Source organism: Mycolicibacterium pyrenivorans (assembly GCF_025821625.1).
GTDB classification, from domain to species: Bacteria; Actinomycetota; Actinomycetes; order Mycobacteriales; family Mycobacteriaceae; genus Mycobacterium; species Mycobacterium pyrenivorans.
In genome coordinates this window covers 1-15,297 of sequence record NZ_JACKSH010000190.1, presented here as the reverse complement: position 1 = coordinate 15,297, position 15,297 = coordinate 1, and the positions used below count along the sequence as shown (strand labels likewise).

Below are 15,297 nucleotides of genomic sequence, written 5' to 3'. Positions count from 1 at the left end.
GGATTTGTCGTACCTCTCTGTGATGATGGGGTCATGTCTTCGACTGCACCATGTTTCGTCGCCAGCGCGCCCCGCGTTGAGCGTCTTGAGGTGTTGTTCGACGAGTTGTCGGAGCTGGCCGGTCAGCGCAACGCGATCGACGGGCGCATCGTGGAGATCGCCGCCGAACTCGACCGCGACGAACTGTGGGGGATGACCGGCGCCCAGTCGGTGACGGCGCTGATGGCGTGGAAGCTGGGCACCTCCCCGCGCAATGCCGAGGAACTCGACCGCGACGAACTGTGGGGGATGACCGGCGCCCAGTCGGTGACGGCGCTGATGGCGTGGAAGCTGGGCACCTCCCCGCGCAATGCCGAGACGTTGGTGGCGGTCGCCGACCGGCTGGAGGCGTTCCCCCGCTGCGCCGAGGGCCTGCGAACGGGCCGGTTGTCCCTCGATCAGGTCGGTGTCATCGCCGAGCGGGCGGGCGAGGGATCCGACGCCCACTACGCGCAGCTGGCCCAATCGGCGACGGTCGCCCAGTTGCGCACCGCGGTCAAACTCGAACCCCGACCCGACCCCGACCCCAAACCGCCATCACCGCCGTCGATCACCAAGACCAGCGATGACGAGTTCACCTGCTACCGCATCAAACTCCCGCACGACGACGCGGCGAAGGTCGACGCCGCCCTGCAGTCTCATACGAGTTCACCTGCTACCGCATCAAACTCCCGCACGACGACGCGGCGAAGGTCGACGCCGCCCTGCAGTCTCATCACGATGCGCTGATCACCGAGTGGAAACGCGACCACGACACCGGCGAGCGGGTATCCGATCAGGCGCCCCCGCTGCCGGGCACCGTCGATGCGTTCATGAGCCTGGTCGAGGCGGGCTGGGACACCGAGGTCACCCGCCGCCCCCACGGGCAACGCACCACCGTGGTCGTGCACCTCGACATCACGCAGCGCATCGCCGCGCTGCACCTGGGCCCGCTGCTGCCCGATGCCGACCGCCGCTACCTGCTCTGCGACGCCACCTGCGAGGTGTGGTTCGAACGCGACGGCCAACCCATCGGTGCCGGGCGGGCGACCCGAACGGTCAGCCGCCGGCTACGCCGCGCCCTGGAGCACCGCGACCGCACCTGCGTGGTCCCCGGCTGCGGGGCGACCCGCGGCCTGCACGCCCACCACCTGCAGCACTGGGAAGACGGCGGCCCCACCGATCTGGACAACCTCGCGCTGGTCTGCCCTCACCACCACCGGGCACACCACCGCGGCGTCATCACCATCACCGGACCCGCCCACCACCTCACCGTCACCGACCTCGCGCTGGTCTGCCCTCACCACCACCGGGCACACCACCGCGGCGTCATCACCATCACCGGACCCGCCCACCACCTCACCGTCACCGACAACACCGGCCGAAAACTCAGCGCGGGATCACTGGCCCGCCCACCCACCACACCCCCACCCGCAGTACCCCCATACCCTGGACCCACCGGCGAACGCGCCGACTGGTGGTGGTACACACCCTTCCAACCACAACCACCGACCATGGACCAGGCCAGTTAGAGCCGGCGCTCCAACCACCTTCGCCGTACTAGCGCCCGATCGCCGCTTCGAAACCAGATCGGCCTAGTCGTGGATCGCGTCCAGTGCGCGCAGGATCCGCTGTTCGCTGATCGGGCGCGGGGTGCCGAGCTGTTGCGCCCACAGGCTCACCCTCAGCTCCTCGATCATCCACGCGATGTCGCGGACGTCGGCGGCCGCTGCCCGCGCCGGAGACAGCGCCGAGAGGAGATCGTCGTAGGCGTCCTCGACGGCGGCCACCCGCGCCATTCGCTCGCGGTCGGCGTTGAGCGCCTGCGGAAGCCGCTCCAGGCGCCGGATCACCGCCGTCAGATAGCGGGTCAGATCGCCGAGACGGGCCACACCGGTGGCCGTGACGAAGCCCGCAGGTGTCAGCCGCGCCAGTTGGGCGCGGATGTCGGCGACCGCGTCGGCCTGCGCGGGGGTCGGCGCATCCGGCAACGCGAGTTCGACGGCGTGCAGCGCGGCCAGCACCTTCTCGACCCGGCGCACCACGTCGAGGGTGGTGGACAGCAGTTCGCCAGCCAATCGCGTTCGGGCCGTGACGAATTCGTCCCGGGCCCACACCGGCTTCGGGACGAGCATCTGGACCGCCGCATCGGCGCAGTCGTCGAGCAGCGCCGACAGCGACCCGTCCGGGTTGTTGCCGAGGACCAGCTTCGTACGGGTATCGAGGGACCGCTCAACGGGTTTCGCGATCGACTGCCCCGCCAGGCGCAGTAGCCGCCTGCTCCCCGGCCCGGCCGCGGCGGCCTGCTCGGCCAGTGTCGCGAAGACCCGGATCGCCACCGTCGCACCCTGGTCGACCAGCGCCGGATACCCGCGGACCGCGTGCGCCGCCGTGCCGCCGCTCTCGACGACACGCGGCAGTTCGTCGAGATCGTCCGGCCAGTCCCGCAGACCGGACCGCTCGAGTCCACCAGCGACCGCGGCGGCCACGGCTTCCCGGGCGGGCGCCGCGAGGTGGTCCTGCAGTTCGTCGAGGCTCTTGCCGCGTGCCACGACCGTGCCGTCGCCGGCTTCGACGGCGAACGTGACACGCAGATGTGGCGGCACCTTGTCGAGATCGAAAGCGTCGATGGGAACCAGGATTCCGGTGCGCCGTCGCAGTTCGCGCTGCACCGCGTCCAGCAGGGACCCACTGTCCTCGGGTGAGATCGACGCGAGCAACGCCCTGGCGGTGTCGGGTGCGGGAACGAAGTTGCGCCGCAGGTCTTTCGGCAGCGACTTGATCAGTGCGGTGAGTAACTCCTCGCGCAGGGCCGGCACCTGCCAGGCGAACTCGTCACCACCCAGCCTGGCCAGCACGTCGACCGGGACATGCACCGTCACACCGTCATCGGAGGCGCCCGGTTCGAACCGGTAGCTCAGCGGCAGCGTAAGGTCTCCGGAACTCCAGGTGTCCGGGTGGTCGGCGTCCCCCTCGACGCGCAGCAGGTCGTCACGGCCGAGGGTGAGCAGATCCGGTGTACGGTGGCGCTTTTTGCGCCACCACCCGTCGAAATGGCGGCCGGACACGACGTCGGGGGGAATCCGCGCATCGAAGAATGCGTAGATCTCGTCGTCGTCGACCAGCAGGTCGCGCCTGCGTTCCCGTTCCTCCAGTGCGGCGAGTTCGGCGCGCAACCGCGCGTTGTCCCGGAAGAAGTGGTGCTTGGTCTCCCAGTCCCCCTCGACCAGCGCATGCCGGATGAACAGCTCCCGCGACGTCTCGGGATCGATGGGGCCATAGTCGACGCGGCGGCGCGCGACGATCGGCAGGCCGTAGAGCGTCACCCGTTCGTAGGCCATCACCGCGGCGCGCTTGGCATCCCAGTGCGGTTCGCTGTAGGTGCGCGCGACGAGATGCTCGGCGACGTGCTCGACCGTCTCGGGTTCGATGCGGGCGGCGGTGCGCCCGTAGAGCCTGCTGGTCTCGACGAGGTCGGCGACCACCACCCAGCGCGGCGGCCGCCGGGTCAGCACCGAACCGGGCGCCAGCACGAACTTCGTGTTTCGCGCCCCCTGGAAGACCCGGGAATCACGGGCGTCACCCTCACGTAATCCGATGTGGGACAACAGCCCCGCGGTCAGCGCGGCGTGCACCCGCGCGGGCTCGGCGGCCTCGTCCTGCTCGCGGATGCCGAGATCCCGGCAGATGCTGCGCAGCTGACCGACCAGGTCCTGCCACTCGCGGATACGCAGGTAGTGCAGGAACTCCTCGCGGCACATTCGGCGAAACGAGTTGCCGGAGCGTTCTTTTCGCTGCTCGCCCAGGTATCGCCACAGGTTCAGGTAGGACACGAAGTCGGAATGCTCGTCGGCGAACCTGGCGTGCTTCTGACGGGCGGCCGCCTCCCGGTCGGCGGGTCGCTCGCGCGGGTCCGGGATCGACAGCGCCGCGGCGAGCACCAGCACCTCACGCACGCACCCCTCGGTGTCGGCCTGCAGCAGCATCCGCCCCAGTCGCGGGTCGACCGGGATCTGCGCCAACCGCCTGCCCATGGCCGTCAGGGCCCCGTCACGATCGAAGGCCCCGAGTTCCTGCAGCAGGGTCACCCCGTCGCGGACGCTGCGCGCGTCGGGCGGGTCCAGAAACGGGAAGTCCGCCATCTCGCCGAGATCCAGCGCCGCCATCTGCAGGATCACCGCCGCGAGGTTGGTGCGCAGCAGTTCGGGGTCGGTGTAGCGCGGGCGGGCGTCGAAGTCCGCCTCGGAGTACAGCCGGATGCACACGCCGGGGGCCGTGCGCCCGCAGCGGCCGGCGCGCTGCTGCGCCGACGCCTGGGAGATCGGCTCGATCGGTAGCCGCTGCACCTTGGTGCGGCGGCTGTAGCGCGAGATGCGGGCGGTTCCCGGGTCGACGACGTAGCGGATCCCCGGCACCGTCAGCGACGTCTCGGCAACGTTGGTGGCGAGCACGACGCGGCGCGCGGCCCGGCTCGGCTGGAACACCTTCTGCTGTTCGGCGGTCGGCAGCCGGGCGTACAGCGGCAGCACCTCGGTGCGCTCCCCCAGTGCGCCGCGCAGCGCCTCGGCGGTGTCGCGGATCTCGCGCTCGCCGGATAGGAACACCAGCACGTCGCCGGGCGGCTCGGACGCGAGTTCGGTGACGGCGTCGACGATCGCGTCGGTGGGGTCGCGCAGCTCGGTGCGCACCACCTCGTGGTCGGGATCGTCGGGGTCTTCGGCCCCGTCCCCGCCATCGGCCCGGACCGTGACCTCCAAAGGGCGGTACCGGATTTCGACCGGGTACGTGCGCCCCGACACCTCGACGATCGGCGCGTCCGAGAAGTGTTCGGCGAACCGCTCGGGTTCGATCGTCGCCGACGTCACGATGACCTTCAGGTCCGGCCGCCGCGGCAGCAGCTCCCGCAGATACCCGAGCAGGAAGTCGATGTTGAGGCTGCGCTCGTGGGCCTCGTCGAGGATCAGGGTGTCGTAACGAAGCAGCCGGCGGTCCCGCTGGATCTCGGCGAGCAGGATGCCGTCGGTCATCAGCTTCACCAGCGTGCGATCGCTGACCTGGTCGGTGAACCGAACGGCATAGCCTACGGCGTCGCCGAGCGGCGTGGCCAGCTCGTCGGCGATGCGCTGGGCGACGGTGCGCGCCGCCAGCCGCCTCGGCTGGGTGTGGCCGATGGTGCCGCGGATGCCGCGGCCGAGTTCCAGACAGATCTTCGGCAGCTGGGTGGTCTTGCCGGACCCCGTCGCGCCCGCGACCACCACCACCTGATTCTCGGCAATGGCCCTGGCCAGGTCGTCGCGCCGGTCACTGACGGGCAGGTCGGGATAGGTGATCGCCGGGACGGCGGCCATCCGTGTCGCGACGAGCGCTTCCGCGGTGGCGAACTGCCGGGCCAGCTTGTCGAGTTGCCCGGAGTCGGGACTGCGCAGCTGCTTGAGCCTGCGGCCCAGCCGGGCGGCGTCGCGGATCGTCAGCCCGTCGAGACGCGCGCGCAGGGCGCGGACGTCGGCGTTGGACGGTTCGGACACTCCGGCAACGATAGGGGGCGGCCGGTCAGCCCGCTCCGACCGTGGTCAGGCAGAAGGGATGGCCGACCGGGTCCAGCATGACCCGCCACAGTGCGGGGGCCGCCTGGTGCTCGGCCTGCCGGGCGCCCAGCCGCTCGGCGCCGCGCACCGCCTCGTCGAGGTCGGTCACCGACACGTCGAGGTGCATCTGCTGGTGCTGGCCGGGTCCCGGCCAGGTCGGCGGGACGTAGTCGTCGACGCGCATCATCGCCAGGATGTGGGCGCCGTCGGTGATGGCGACGACCCCGCCGTCGGGGGTTTCGACCAGCCGCCGCATCCCGAGCAGCCGGGAGTAGAAGTCGGCCAGCTCAGTTGGGTTCGGGCAGTCGATCGAGGTCGCGCCGAGCCGGCCGACCGGTGGTTGCGCCTGCGTCATGCCGTCCACTGTGGCACGGGGGCACCGCACCGGGCGCGAGTGCGCGGGTGCGGACGAGCAGCACCGTGGCGGCGAGAAGGACCTCGACGATCGCCACGAGGGTCGCCAGGTGCATCGGTGTGGCCGCTGAGGCCGAGGCGGCGACGGCTGGTTCGCCATGAGGGTGGGCACCGGTCATCGGCAGGTGCACACCGATCATCGCGAGGTTCATCATCGCGACCAGCACCCAGGCGCGCAGAGTGTCGCGGGTCAGGAGCTCGTACGCGCAGTAAAGGCAGCCGACGACCATCACCACGGTCAGCAGTGCGACACCCGGATGCCCGCGGGACCCGAGCGAGACGCCGTGCAGAATCGCCGAGGACACGGCGAGCAGCGCCGCGAATCCTGGGACGATCGGCGGACTATTCATATCCGGTACCGACCCCGACCGAGCGCGGAACTCATCGAGGCCGACGCGAACTCCATCCTGGGGTTGTACCGCAGGATGACCGGCACCGCAGGCCCAATGGCCGCGACGGGTCCTGTCACGATCTCGGCGGCCGTCTCGTCTACCCGTCATGACGTTTTTCACCCCCGACCCGGTGTGGCCGGTGCTCGTTCTCGCGTTCATCCAGTTCGGCGACGGTCTGCTGTGCGTGAAGCCGGTGCGGTTCATCGCCGAGTGCTTCGAGGCGGTCCGCTGGCCGCGCCGCCTGTGGTGGCTGATGCCGGTCATCAAGTTCGCCGCCGCGGCCGGCCTGATCGCGGGGCTGTGGATTCCGTACCTCGCGGCGGTGACCTGCGCGGCACTGATCGCGTACTTCGTGATCGCCATCGCGATGCACGTCGCCGCCCGGGACTTCGGCCGCAACCTGTTCGTCAACGCCACCGGGATGCTGGCGATCTGCGTCGCCGTCCCGGTGCTCGCGTTCTGGGGCTGATCCCTACGGGCGGTCGGGCGACCAGTACTCCAGCATGTCGGCCAACGTCTGGAAGGCAGGGGTGTTCACGCCGTACGTCGCCTCGAAATGGACGCTCAGCGGGAAGCCGAGCCCGCCGACCCCGTCGATGACCCGCTTGTACAGGTCGAGCATCAGCTTGCGGCGTTCGGGCGGTTCACTCCCGGCGAGGGTCTTGACGAACTCCTGCTCGGCGGCCACCGCCGCATTCCCGGGGTCCTGGATCAGCCAGTTGATCAGGCCGACCTTGGTCTCGATCCTGGGCACGAACCCGAACGACAACAGGATCTCCGGCCGATGCTCGGTGGTCCTGGCGAACTCGGTGAGGAACTCCACGATGGCGTCGGAGTACAGCAACTGCGTCATGCCGTAGGTGGCGCCCCGGTTGCACTTGAACTCGAAGCGGCCGTGCTCGCCTTCGCGGGTCGGGATCAGGATCACGCCGCGGTTGGCGACCAGATCGTCGAACATCGACAACGCATCGGTGGGTGCGACGCCCGAGCCCTCGCCGTCGTTGAGGGTGCGCGGCACGCCGACGAACGCGATGCCGTCGAACCCGCTGGCGCCCAGTTCGGTGAGCCGGCTGCGCAGCGTGGGCTCATCCATGAACGCGGTGACCTGTGTGCACAGGCCGTTGATGCCGGGCAGCTCCGGTTTGATCATCGACCAGAATTCCAGGACGTCGAGCTTCGGCTTCATCTCGATGGGCCGGTCGTCGTCCTCGTCGATCATCCCCGGGATCATCACGTGGCGGACGCGCCCGGCCAGTCCCGCTTCCGCCGAACAGCGCAGCACCTTCTCGGCGTCCTCGAGGGCCCGCTCCCGGCCCCGGTCGACGTTCGGCGGCACCAATTCCAGAGCGATGGTGTTCAGGCTCACAGCGTTGCTCCACATCTGACATCGACTTGTCCCGGCGGCCCGGCCCTTGATCGGCCCTTTCCCCCGCCACCGGAGGAAAATCACCATACCGACCCGAGGTTTCCGAGGCTCGGCGCGGACGACCCGGAGCCCCATCACACCCGGGATTGAGCTTTCATGGGAGCAGAGCGCCTATGAGAATTCCGCAGAGATCGAGAACCGTCCTCCAGCTGGTCGCGACGCTGGCCCTGATCGTGGGCCTTGTCGCCGGCTGCACCGGCGTCGAGCCGACGCCCGGGTCCACGACCGGCACGACTCCCAGCACGACCTCACCGTTCGACCCGACGACGACGGCGCCGCCGGAACCCAGCGGCCCCCTGCTCGCCTACCGGGCGGCCGACGAACTCGGGCTCGTCGACGGCACGAACGTGATCACCACCGCTCCGGGCACCTTCGCGGCGTCCAACGACCTGATGGCCACCGAGGACGGCCGGTTCGTGTTCGCCCGCACCACCGACAACCTGCTCGCCACGATCGACGTCGCCAACCAGAAGGCCGACACCCGGCCGGTGCCGGTGGGTCCCGTGTTGGGAACCGCCGACGGGAGCAAGGTCGTGTGGTGGGAGCAGCCGAATCGGCTGATGCAACTCGATCTGGCCGACCCGGCTTCGCAACCGGTGCTGCAACAGACCGTCGACCTGCCGCCGACGGCCGGGGTCCCGCCAGGGGAACCGCGGCTGGTCGTGGCCAGGGGCGGCACGGCGGTCATCGCGCGGGTGGAGGCGCCACCGTCGCCGTTCGGCGGTCCGGACACCCTCTACGCCGTGCGCGGACCCGTTCCGCCGACCCCGCTCGGCGAGGCCGACGCGAACTCTCCGGTCACGGTGGCACGGCTCAGCCCCGACGGCGCGTCCCTGGCCTACGCGCTGTACCGCGACACCGACAACGGCTGTGGAACCGCGGCGGTCGTGCTGTCCGACGCCGCAGGCGCCCAGCAGACCTTCGACGTGGCCGGACCGGGCGGTGAAACCGGGTCGAGGGTGCCGAAGTTGTGGTGGCCCGCGACCGGCCCGCCGAGGCTGAGCCTGGCCACCTGGCGGTGCGACGGTCCGCAGGAGTACTCGCCGCTGGTGTGGCAGGTGGCCACCGATCGCATCGAACAGGTCACCCCGCCGACGTCGGCGCTGCAGACAGCCGAGGTCGCGCCTGGTCAGCGGGCACTGATCCTGCCCAAAGGCGGTGCCTACACCGAGCCGACGGGAACGTTGGTGTTCGAGGAGAGTGACCGGCGGTTCACGATCAAGGACGGCGTCGACGCCATCGCAGTGCTACCGCCGCCTCCGTAGTCTGGATGAGGTGAGCATCGCACTGCAGAGCCGGTTCGTCCGAGAGCTGCCGGAGTTGGCAGTGCCGTGGAAGGCGGAGGCCGCGCCCGAACCGAGTCTGGTCGCGCTGAACGAACCGCTTGCGGTCGAACTGGGTCTCGATCCCGCGTGGCTGCGCAGCCCCGAGGGGCTGGGCCTGTTGGTGGGGACGCTGGTACCCGGCGATGCGACGCCCGCGGCTCAGGCCTACGCCGGCCACCAGTTCGGCGGCTACGTTCCCCGGCTGGGGGACGGCCGCGCCCTGCTCCTCGGAGAGATCGTCGACGCCTCCGGCCGGGTGCGGGACCTTCACCTCAAGGGGTCCGGGCGGACACCGTTCGCCCGGGGAGGAGACGGACTGGCAGCCGTCGGGCCGATGGTGCGCGAGTACGTCATCAGCGAGGCGATGCACGCGCTGCACATCCCGACGACGCGGGCGCTCGCGGTCGTCGCCACCGGGCGCCCGGTGTATCGGGAGACGGCGCTGCCCGGGGCCGTGCTCGCGCGGGTGGCCGACAGCCATCTGCGGGTGGGTTCGTTCCAGTACGCCGCGGCGGTTTCCCAGTCCACCGGGAACCTGGACCTGTTGCGCCGACTGGCCGACCACGCGATCGCCCGGCACCATCCCGGCGCCGCGGCGGCCGACAACCCCTACCTGGCGCTGCTCGAGGCCGTCAGCGCGGTACAGGCTGATCTGATCGCGCGTTGGATGCTGGCCGGTTTCGTGCACGGGGTGATGAACACCGACAACATGACTATCTCGGGCCAGACCATCGACTACGGTCCGTGCGCGTTCATGGAGAGCTTCGATCCGGCGACGGTGTTCAGCTCGATCGACAGTTGGGGCCGCTACGCCTACGGCAACCAGCCGTCGATCGCATTGTGGAATCTGGCCCGGTTCGCCGAGACGCTGCTGCCGTTACTCGCCGACAACATCGACGACCCCGAGAAGGCCATCGCGCTGGCCGAGGCGACACTGGATTCGTTCGCGGGCCGTTACGAGCAGATCTGGTCGGCGGGCATGCGGGCCAAGCTCGGGGTTGCCGACGCTCCTGCCGACGTGGTGGGCCCGTTGGTCGAGGAGCTGCTGACCCAGATGCAACAGAGTCAGGTCGACCACACGTCGTTCTACCGCCGGCTGAGCCGGGCGGCCCGCGGTGACGCCGAGCCGGTGCGCGGGGAGTTCATCGACCTGGCGGCGTTCGACGACTGGACCGCCCGGTGGCGGGCGCTCGGGCCGGATCCCGACGCGATGGACCGGATCAATCCGATCTACATTCCGCGCAACCACCTCGTGGAGGAGGCGCTGACGGCGGTCACCGCGGGTGACACGGCGCCCCTGGAGAAGCTGCTGGAGGCGGTGAGGGCGCCGTTCGACGAGCGGGCCGGTCTCGAGCGCTACGCCGAACCGGGCGAGAAGGAGTTCAGCGCCTCGTTCCAAACCTTCTGTGGAACATGACGGCACGGGCGTACCGTGACGGAGACCACATGCAGCGAGAGTCACAGGAGAGCCCTTGAGCGCCAACAATGTCAGGCTTGGGCTGCAGGACCTGATCTTCATCTACGGCGAGACTTCGAGTTCGAAGATGCACGTCGCCGGTCTGCTCCCGTTCACGCCGCCGGCCGATGCACCGCGTGACTATCTGCGGCAGATGATCGACGAGGCGCGGCACCAGGAGGTGATGGCGCCGTGGAACCGCAAACTCGCCCATCCGCGTCTGCAATTCAGCCCGGTGCACACCTGGGTGACCGACACGGATTTCGACTTCGACTACCACGTCCGGCGCTCGGCGCTCGCCAGCCCGGGTGACGAGAGGGAGCTGGGGATCCTGGTCTCCCGCCTGCACAGCAACCACCTGGATCTGACCCGCCCGCCCTGGGAGATCCACGTCATCGAGGGGCTCGAGGGTGGTCGCTTCGCGTTGTACATGAAGATCCACCAGGCGCTCGTCGACGGCTACAGCGCGATGCGGATGCTGGCGCGCAGTCTGTCCACGGACCCGGAGTCGCGCGACACCCGGATGTTCTTCAACGTGCCCACACCGAAGCGCGCACGGCGGGATCCCGACACCTCGGCGAATCCGTTGACTTCGACACTGCGTGCGCTCGGCGGCTTCGGCTCCGCGGTGGCCGGCGGTGTCGGCTCGGCGGTCGACCTGACCACAGCGCTGGTCAACACCCAGATCCGGCGTGACGGCGGCTATGCGCAGATCGCCGGTTCGGCGTCGGCGCCGCACAGCATTCTCAACGCACGCATCAGCCGCAACCGCCGCTTCGCCACCCAGCAGTACGAGTTCGATCGGCTCAAAGCGCTGAGCTCGCAACACGGTTCGACGATCAACGATGTGGCGCTGACGATCATCGGCGGTGGTCTGCGCAAGTTCCTCAACGACTTCGACAAGCTGCCGGACCGCTCGCTGATCGCGTTCCTTCCCGTCAACGTGCGGCCCAAGGGCGACGAGGGCGGCGGGAACGCGGTGGGCGCCATCCTCGCCCCGATGGGCACCGACATCGAGGACCCGGCCGAGCGCCTGGAGTCGATCACCGCGGCGACGCGGGCGTCGAAGGCGCAACTGCAGACGATGTCGCCGACGGCGATCGTCGCCTACAGCGCGGCCCTGCTGGCGCCCGCGGGCGGGCAGGTCGTCGGCGCGTTGACGGGGGTGCAGCCGCCATGGCCGTACACCTTCAACCTGTGCGTGTCCAACGTCCCCGGACCACAGGAACCGTTGTACTTCAACGGTTCCCGACTGGAGGCCACCTATCCGGTGTCGATTCCGATCCACGGGATGGCCCTGAACATCACCCTGCAGAGCTACGCCGACACGATGAACTTCGGCTTCATCGGCTGCCGTGACGCGCTGCCGCACCTGCAGCGGCTCGCGGTGTACACAGGAGATGCGCTGGGCGAACTGGAGAAGGCGTCGCTGCGCTGAGCCCTCAGACCGGTGATGGGTAGGGGTCCCACGGGGGTCGCGGTCAGGTCCAGCTCAGGTATTCGACGCAAATGCAGTGGTGGTCCCCGAAGGACATGTCGTGGCACGCGCCGTGGCCTTGCGCAGCCCGTTCGCGGGCCTTGTCGTGGTCTTTGGGGTCGAGATGCACGTCCAAGTCGTGATGCTCTTTCGCGTGACCGCAGTTCTTGCAGTACGCCGTCGTCGCTTCAGTCATTTGTCATCCTTTCGGCCCTGTGCCGTTCTCTCCACCATGCGCTGCGGGCAGCACCCGCAGTAGGGACCTTCGCCCCTTGGCCGGCGGATTACGTCATACCGTCGGTGCCGTGGGTGTTCGCGTCGGCCGGTACCCCGAGACGCACAGCCCGCGCACAGAAACCGCATGGCGAGCGCACAGCGCCACAGACCACCATGGACGTCATGGACGTCATGGAGATCGACGAGCACGACCGCGGGCTGAGCTACGACATGTCTGTCCTCTCGCGGCGGCGGGCGCTGCTGGCGTTCGGCGCGGGTGTGGCGGCGGTGACCGCGGCATGCAGTGCCACCCGCACCACCGCCGAATCCTCGACCGGCCCGAGCCCGACCACCCAGGCGTCGACCAGCGCCTCACTGGCCGAGGCCGCACCGCAGGAGACGCAGGGCCCCTACCCCGGTGACGGCTCGAACGGGCCGAACGTGCTCGTCGAATCCGGCGTCGTGCGATCGGACATCACCGGCAGCTTCGGCGCGTATTCCGGTGTCGCCGAGGGCATTCCGGCCCGTCTGACACTGACACTCCAGGATCTCGCCAACGATGGGAAGCCGGGTGCAGGGATGGCCGTGTACCTGTGGCACTGCGACAGAGAGGGTCGCTACTCGTTGTACAGCGAGGGCGTGACCGAGGAGAACTACCTCCGCGGCGTCCAGGTCGCCGACGACAGCGGCGCCCTGACGTTCACCACGATCTTCCCCGCCTGCTACCCGGGCCGGTGGCCGCACTTCCACTTCGAGGTCTTCGATTCGCTCCAGACCGCGGTGGCCGGCTCCGACGCTCGGCTGACCTCCCAGATCGCCCTCCCCGCAGCCGTCTGCGACGCCGTGTTCGCCGCCGATTCCGGCTACACCCAGAGCATTTCGAACCTTGCGTCGCTCTCCCTGGAGACCGACGGCGTGTTCGGCGACGGCTGGACCGCCGAGATGGCCACCGTGACGGGTACGCCGGCAACCGGCCTGGACATCACGCTGACGGCCGGAGTGGCGGCCAAGTCCCAAAACGTGCTCACCGACGACGGCTTCGGCGGACCACCACCCGGCGGACCACCTCCTGGTCGGCCCTGAGCTATCCGGCCGTCCCCTCGGCGCGGTCTCGCGCGTCGAGGACCAGCAGCGCCACGTGCAGCGAAGTCATGGACTCGCTGTCGTCCAGATCGACCCCGAGAATCTCACGGATGACCGCCAGCCGCTTGTACAGAGCGGGACGACTCATGTGCAGCAGTTCGGCCGTGGCCACCTTGTTGCCCGCGGCGCCCAGATAACGGCGCAGCACGGTCAGGTTCGACGGGTCGCTCCGATCATCTTCGGCCAGAAGCGATTTCAGTTCTGTCTCGGCGAAGCGCTGCACCCGCAGGTCGTCTCGTAGCAGCGCGAGCAGGCCGCGCAGCCTGGTGTCCGCGGCGCGGAAGTACGGCCGCTTCTCCCCCATCGAGACGGCCACCTCGGCGACGTGCGCCGCCTCGGCCAGACCCGCGATCGCGTCGGTCACTTCGCTGACGTCGGCGGCGAGTGCCAGCACCGAATGCCGGGGCGCGTCGACGCGGTCGATCTCGCGGCGCAGCCCATCGCCCAGCGCTGTCAGTGCTTTGTGCGCGACGGCCGGCCTGGGGTCCTTGAGCGCGATGACGGCACCGACCTCACCGTCTCCACGCAGGGTGAACAGGCCGGTGTGGCCGGCCGCGTTGACCGTGTGGGCGACCGTGTCTACCAGCGCGACGTTGCGGCGATGTCGGGCAACAGGGTCCCTGCCGCGCTTCTGTCGCTCGACCAGAACCACCGCCGGGAAATAGTGCGCCGAAGCCCGCAACCCCAGTGCGTGCGCCCGGGCCGCCGCCTCACGCTCGTCGGTGATCCTGCCGCGCAGGACGTCGTCGATGAGACCGCTCTGGGCCTGCTGCTGCAAGCCCGACCGATCCCGCTCGATCATGCGATTCAAGGCGAGTGCCGCCGCCGCGCGCTCGAGCACCATCGTCGCGCGGCCGGGATCGGCGGGTGGCCGCGGCACCACCAGCCGTCCCCATTCCGCGGACCGCGGGCCGACTGCCGTCGTCGCCCACTGCTCGGCGTCCGCACCGGACCCCGGGTTGCGCCGCGAGCGGCGTTCCCAGTCCCGCAGCGTGGTGTCGTGGGCACGCGCGGACACCGCGACGGCATGGTGCGAAAGATCCTCCAGCACAACAGGTTCGTCGAGAATCCTGGCGGCGGCGTCGACGATCCCCGCTACCGACGCGCGGCGCATACTCAGCTCGGTGAACGTCTCGTGGACGCGTCGGTCGAAGGCGACCTCGTCGTACTGTTCGGCGACGATCCTTCGGTGGACTGCCTCTGTCACGTCGACGAACCTGATCGGACGATGCAGCACCACCAGCGCCAGATCGAGGTCCTCGGCGGTCGATGCAGCGGTGCCGGGTAGTTCGGTGACCCTGGTTCCCAGCTCGACGATCACTCCGATCGCACCGGCAGACGCCAACCGTTGCAGGTACTTTCGCGGAGCCTTGGCCAACGCGGCACCCGTCGTCAGCACCAGTTCGCCGCCCTGCAGCAGCGCCGACAGGTCGGGCAGGTCGCTGCCGTGCACCCATCGGAGCGGTTCGTCCCATCGGCGGGCCGAGAGCACCTCCGGTTCGCCGGCCTGCACGACCGGCAGCGCGACGACCTCGCCCACCGTCAGACTCACCGACATAGTGTAAATCTATGGGGACTATTCGTGACACTATGTGTCGACCATCGGTGGTCTCCACGGCGCAAGATGGACGTTGTGCAGACTATTTCCCATTGGGTTGACAACAAAGAGTTCGCAGGCGACAGCAGTGCGACGGCGCCGGTGACCAATCCGGCCACCGGTGTGGTGACCGGTGAGGTGGCGCTGGCCAGTGTCGAGGACGCGCGTGCGGTGATGACCAATCCGGCCACCGGTGTGGTGACCGGTGAGGTGGCGCTGGCCAGTGTCGAGGACGCGCGTGCGGTGAT

11 protein-coding genes and 2 pseudogenes are annotated in these 15,297 nt (G+C 69.3%); 7 read left to right on the top strand and 6 right to left on the bottom strand.

The genetic code is table 11. The features are described from left to right. The first annotated feature begins 33 nt into the window (after positions 1 to 33). Positions 34 to 1,550, top strand: a pseudogene (locus H7I57_RS22020) (HNH endonuclease signature motif containing protein). A 63-nt stretch (positions 1,551 to 1,613) separates the two neighbouring features. Here the strand turns inward: H7I57_RS22020 and hrpA are convergent. Genes hrpA through H7I57_RS22005 form a run of 3 tightly spaced genes read right to left on the bottom strand, consistent with a single transcriptional unit; the run spans position 1,614 to position 6,367 of the window. Beyond that, positions 1,614 to 5,543: an ATP-dependent RNA helicase HrpA gene (hrpA, locus tag H7I57_RS22015; RefSeq protein WP_264026045.1), complete on the bottom strand. Its 3,930-nt coding sequence runs from the start codon at positions 5,541 to 5,543 to the stop codon at positions 1,614 to 1,616. Between the two features lie 25 nt (positions 5,544 to 5,568). After that, the gene (locus tag H7I57_RS22010) at positions 5,569 to 5,958 is read right to left on the bottom strand and encodes a VOC family protein (protein WP_264026042.1); all 390 of its coding nucleotides are present in this window, start codon (positions 5,956 to 5,958) and stop codon (positions 5,569 to 5,571) included. Next, positions 5,891 to 6,367: a hypothetical protein gene (locus H7I57_RS22005; protein ID WP_264026039.1), complete on the bottom strand. Its 477-nt coding sequence runs from the start codon at positions 6,365 to 6,367 to the stop codon at positions 5,891 to 5,893. The genes H7I57_RS22010 and H7I57_RS22005 overlap by 68 nt, the downstream gene beginning before the upstream one ends. A 148-nt stretch (positions 6,368 to 6,515) precedes the next feature. Here H7I57_RS22005 and H7I57_RS22000 point away from each other — a divergent pair, with 148 nt between their 5' ends. Then, the gene (locus tag H7I57_RS22000; RefSeq protein ID WP_264026037.1) at positions 6,516 to 6,878 is read left to right on the top strand and encodes a DoxX family protein; all 363 of its coding nucleotides are present in this window, start codon (positions 6,516 to 6,518) and stop codon (positions 6,876 to 6,878) included. 3 nt (positions 6,879 to 6,881) lie between these two features. On the opposite strand, the gene H7I57_RS21995 is transcribed toward H7I57_RS22000, so the two are convergent. After that, the gene (locus H7I57_RS21995; protein WP_308204393.1) at positions 6,882 to 7,775 is read right to left on the bottom strand and encodes a mycobacterial-type methylenetetrahydrofolate reductase; all 894 of its coding nucleotides are present in this window, start codon (positions 7,773 to 7,775) and stop codon (positions 6,882 to 6,884) included. A 173-nt stretch (positions 7,776 to 7,948) separates the two neighbouring features. Between H7I57_RS21995 and H7I57_RS21990 the strand changes: the two genes are divergently transcribed. The 3 genes from H7I57_RS21990 to H7I57_RS21980 are packed head-to-tail and all read left to right on the top strand — an operon-like array spanning position 7,949 to position 12,054. Continuing rightward, complete coding sequence (locus tag H7I57_RS21990; RefSeq protein ID WP_264026035.1) at positions 7,949 to 9,100, top strand: hypothetical protein; 1,152 nt, start codon at positions 7,949 to 7,951, stop codon at positions 9,098 to 9,100. Positions 9,101 to 9,110: 10 nt separating this feature from the next. After that, positions 9,111 to 10,577, top strand: a complete 1,467-nt coding sequence (locus H7I57_RS21985) for a protein adenylyltransferase SelO (RefSeq protein WP_264026034.1) — start codon at positions 9,111 to 9,113, stop codon at positions 10,575 to 10,577. A 55-nt stretch (positions 10,578 to 10,632) separates the two neighbouring features. After that, complete coding sequence (locus tag H7I57_RS21980) at positions 10,633 to 12,054, top strand: WS/DGAT/MGAT family O-acyltransferase (protein ID WP_264026033.1); 1,422 nt, start codon at positions 10,633 to 10,635, stop codon at positions 12,052 to 12,054. Positions 12,055 to 12,097: 43 nt separating this feature from the next. Here H7I57_RS21980 and H7I57_RS21975 read toward each other — a convergent pair whose 3' ends face one another. Continuing rightward, positions 12,098 to 12,289: a hypothetical protein gene (locus tag H7I57_RS21975; protein WP_264026032.1), complete on the bottom strand. Its 192-nt coding sequence runs from the start codon at positions 12,287 to 12,289 to the stop codon at positions 12,098 to 12,100. Positions 12,290 to 12,492: 203 nt separating this feature from the next. Here H7I57_RS21975 and H7I57_RS21970 point away from each other — a divergent pair, with 203 nt between their 5' ends. Beyond that, positions 12,493 to 13,392, top strand: coding sequence for a dioxygenase family protein (locus H7I57_RS21970; protein ID WP_264026031.1), 900 nt, complete (start codon positions 12,493 to 12,495; stop codon positions 13,390 to 13,392). A 1-nt stretch (position 13,393) separates the two neighbouring features. Here H7I57_RS21970 and H7I57_RS21965 read toward each other — a convergent pair whose 3' ends face one another. Next, the gene (locus tag H7I57_RS21965; protein ID WP_264026030.1) at positions 13,394 to 15,004 is read right to left on the bottom strand and encodes a PucR family transcriptional regulator; all 1,611 of its coding nucleotides are present in this window, start codon (positions 15,002 to 15,004) and stop codon (positions 13,394 to 13,396) included. A gap of 72 nt (positions 15,005 to 15,076) precedes the next feature. Between H7I57_RS21965 and H7I57_RS21960 the strand changes: the two are divergent. Beyond that, a pseudogene (locus H7I57_RS21960) lies at positions 15,077 to 15,297 on the top strand (hypothetical protein); the annotation flags it as partial.

Coding starts and splice junctions, on each gene's coding strand:
- H7I57_RS22005 (WP_264026039.1), bottom strand. CDS start 6,367: ATGAATAGTCCGCCGATCGTCCCAGGATTCGCGGCGCTGCTCGCCGTG.
- H7I57_RS21990 (WP_264026035.1), top strand. CDS start 7,949: ATGAGAATTCCGCAGAGATCGAGAACCGTCCTCCAGCTGGTCGCGACG.
- H7I57_RS22000 (WP_264026037.1), top strand. CDS start 6,516: ATGACGTTTTTCACCCCCGACCCGGTGTGGCCGGTGCTCGTTCTCGCG.
- H7I57_RS22010 (WP_264026042.1), bottom strand. CDS start 5,958: ATGACGCAGGCGCAACCACCGGTCGGCCGGCTCGGCGCGACCTCGATC.
- H7I57_RS21975 (WP_264026032.1), bottom strand. CDS start 12,289: ATGACTGAAGCGACGACGGCGTACTGCAAGAACTGCGGTCACGCGAAA.
- H7I57_RS21970 (WP_264026031.1), top strand. CDS start 12,493: ATGGACGTCATGGAGATCGACGAGCACGACCGCGGGCTGAGCTACGAC.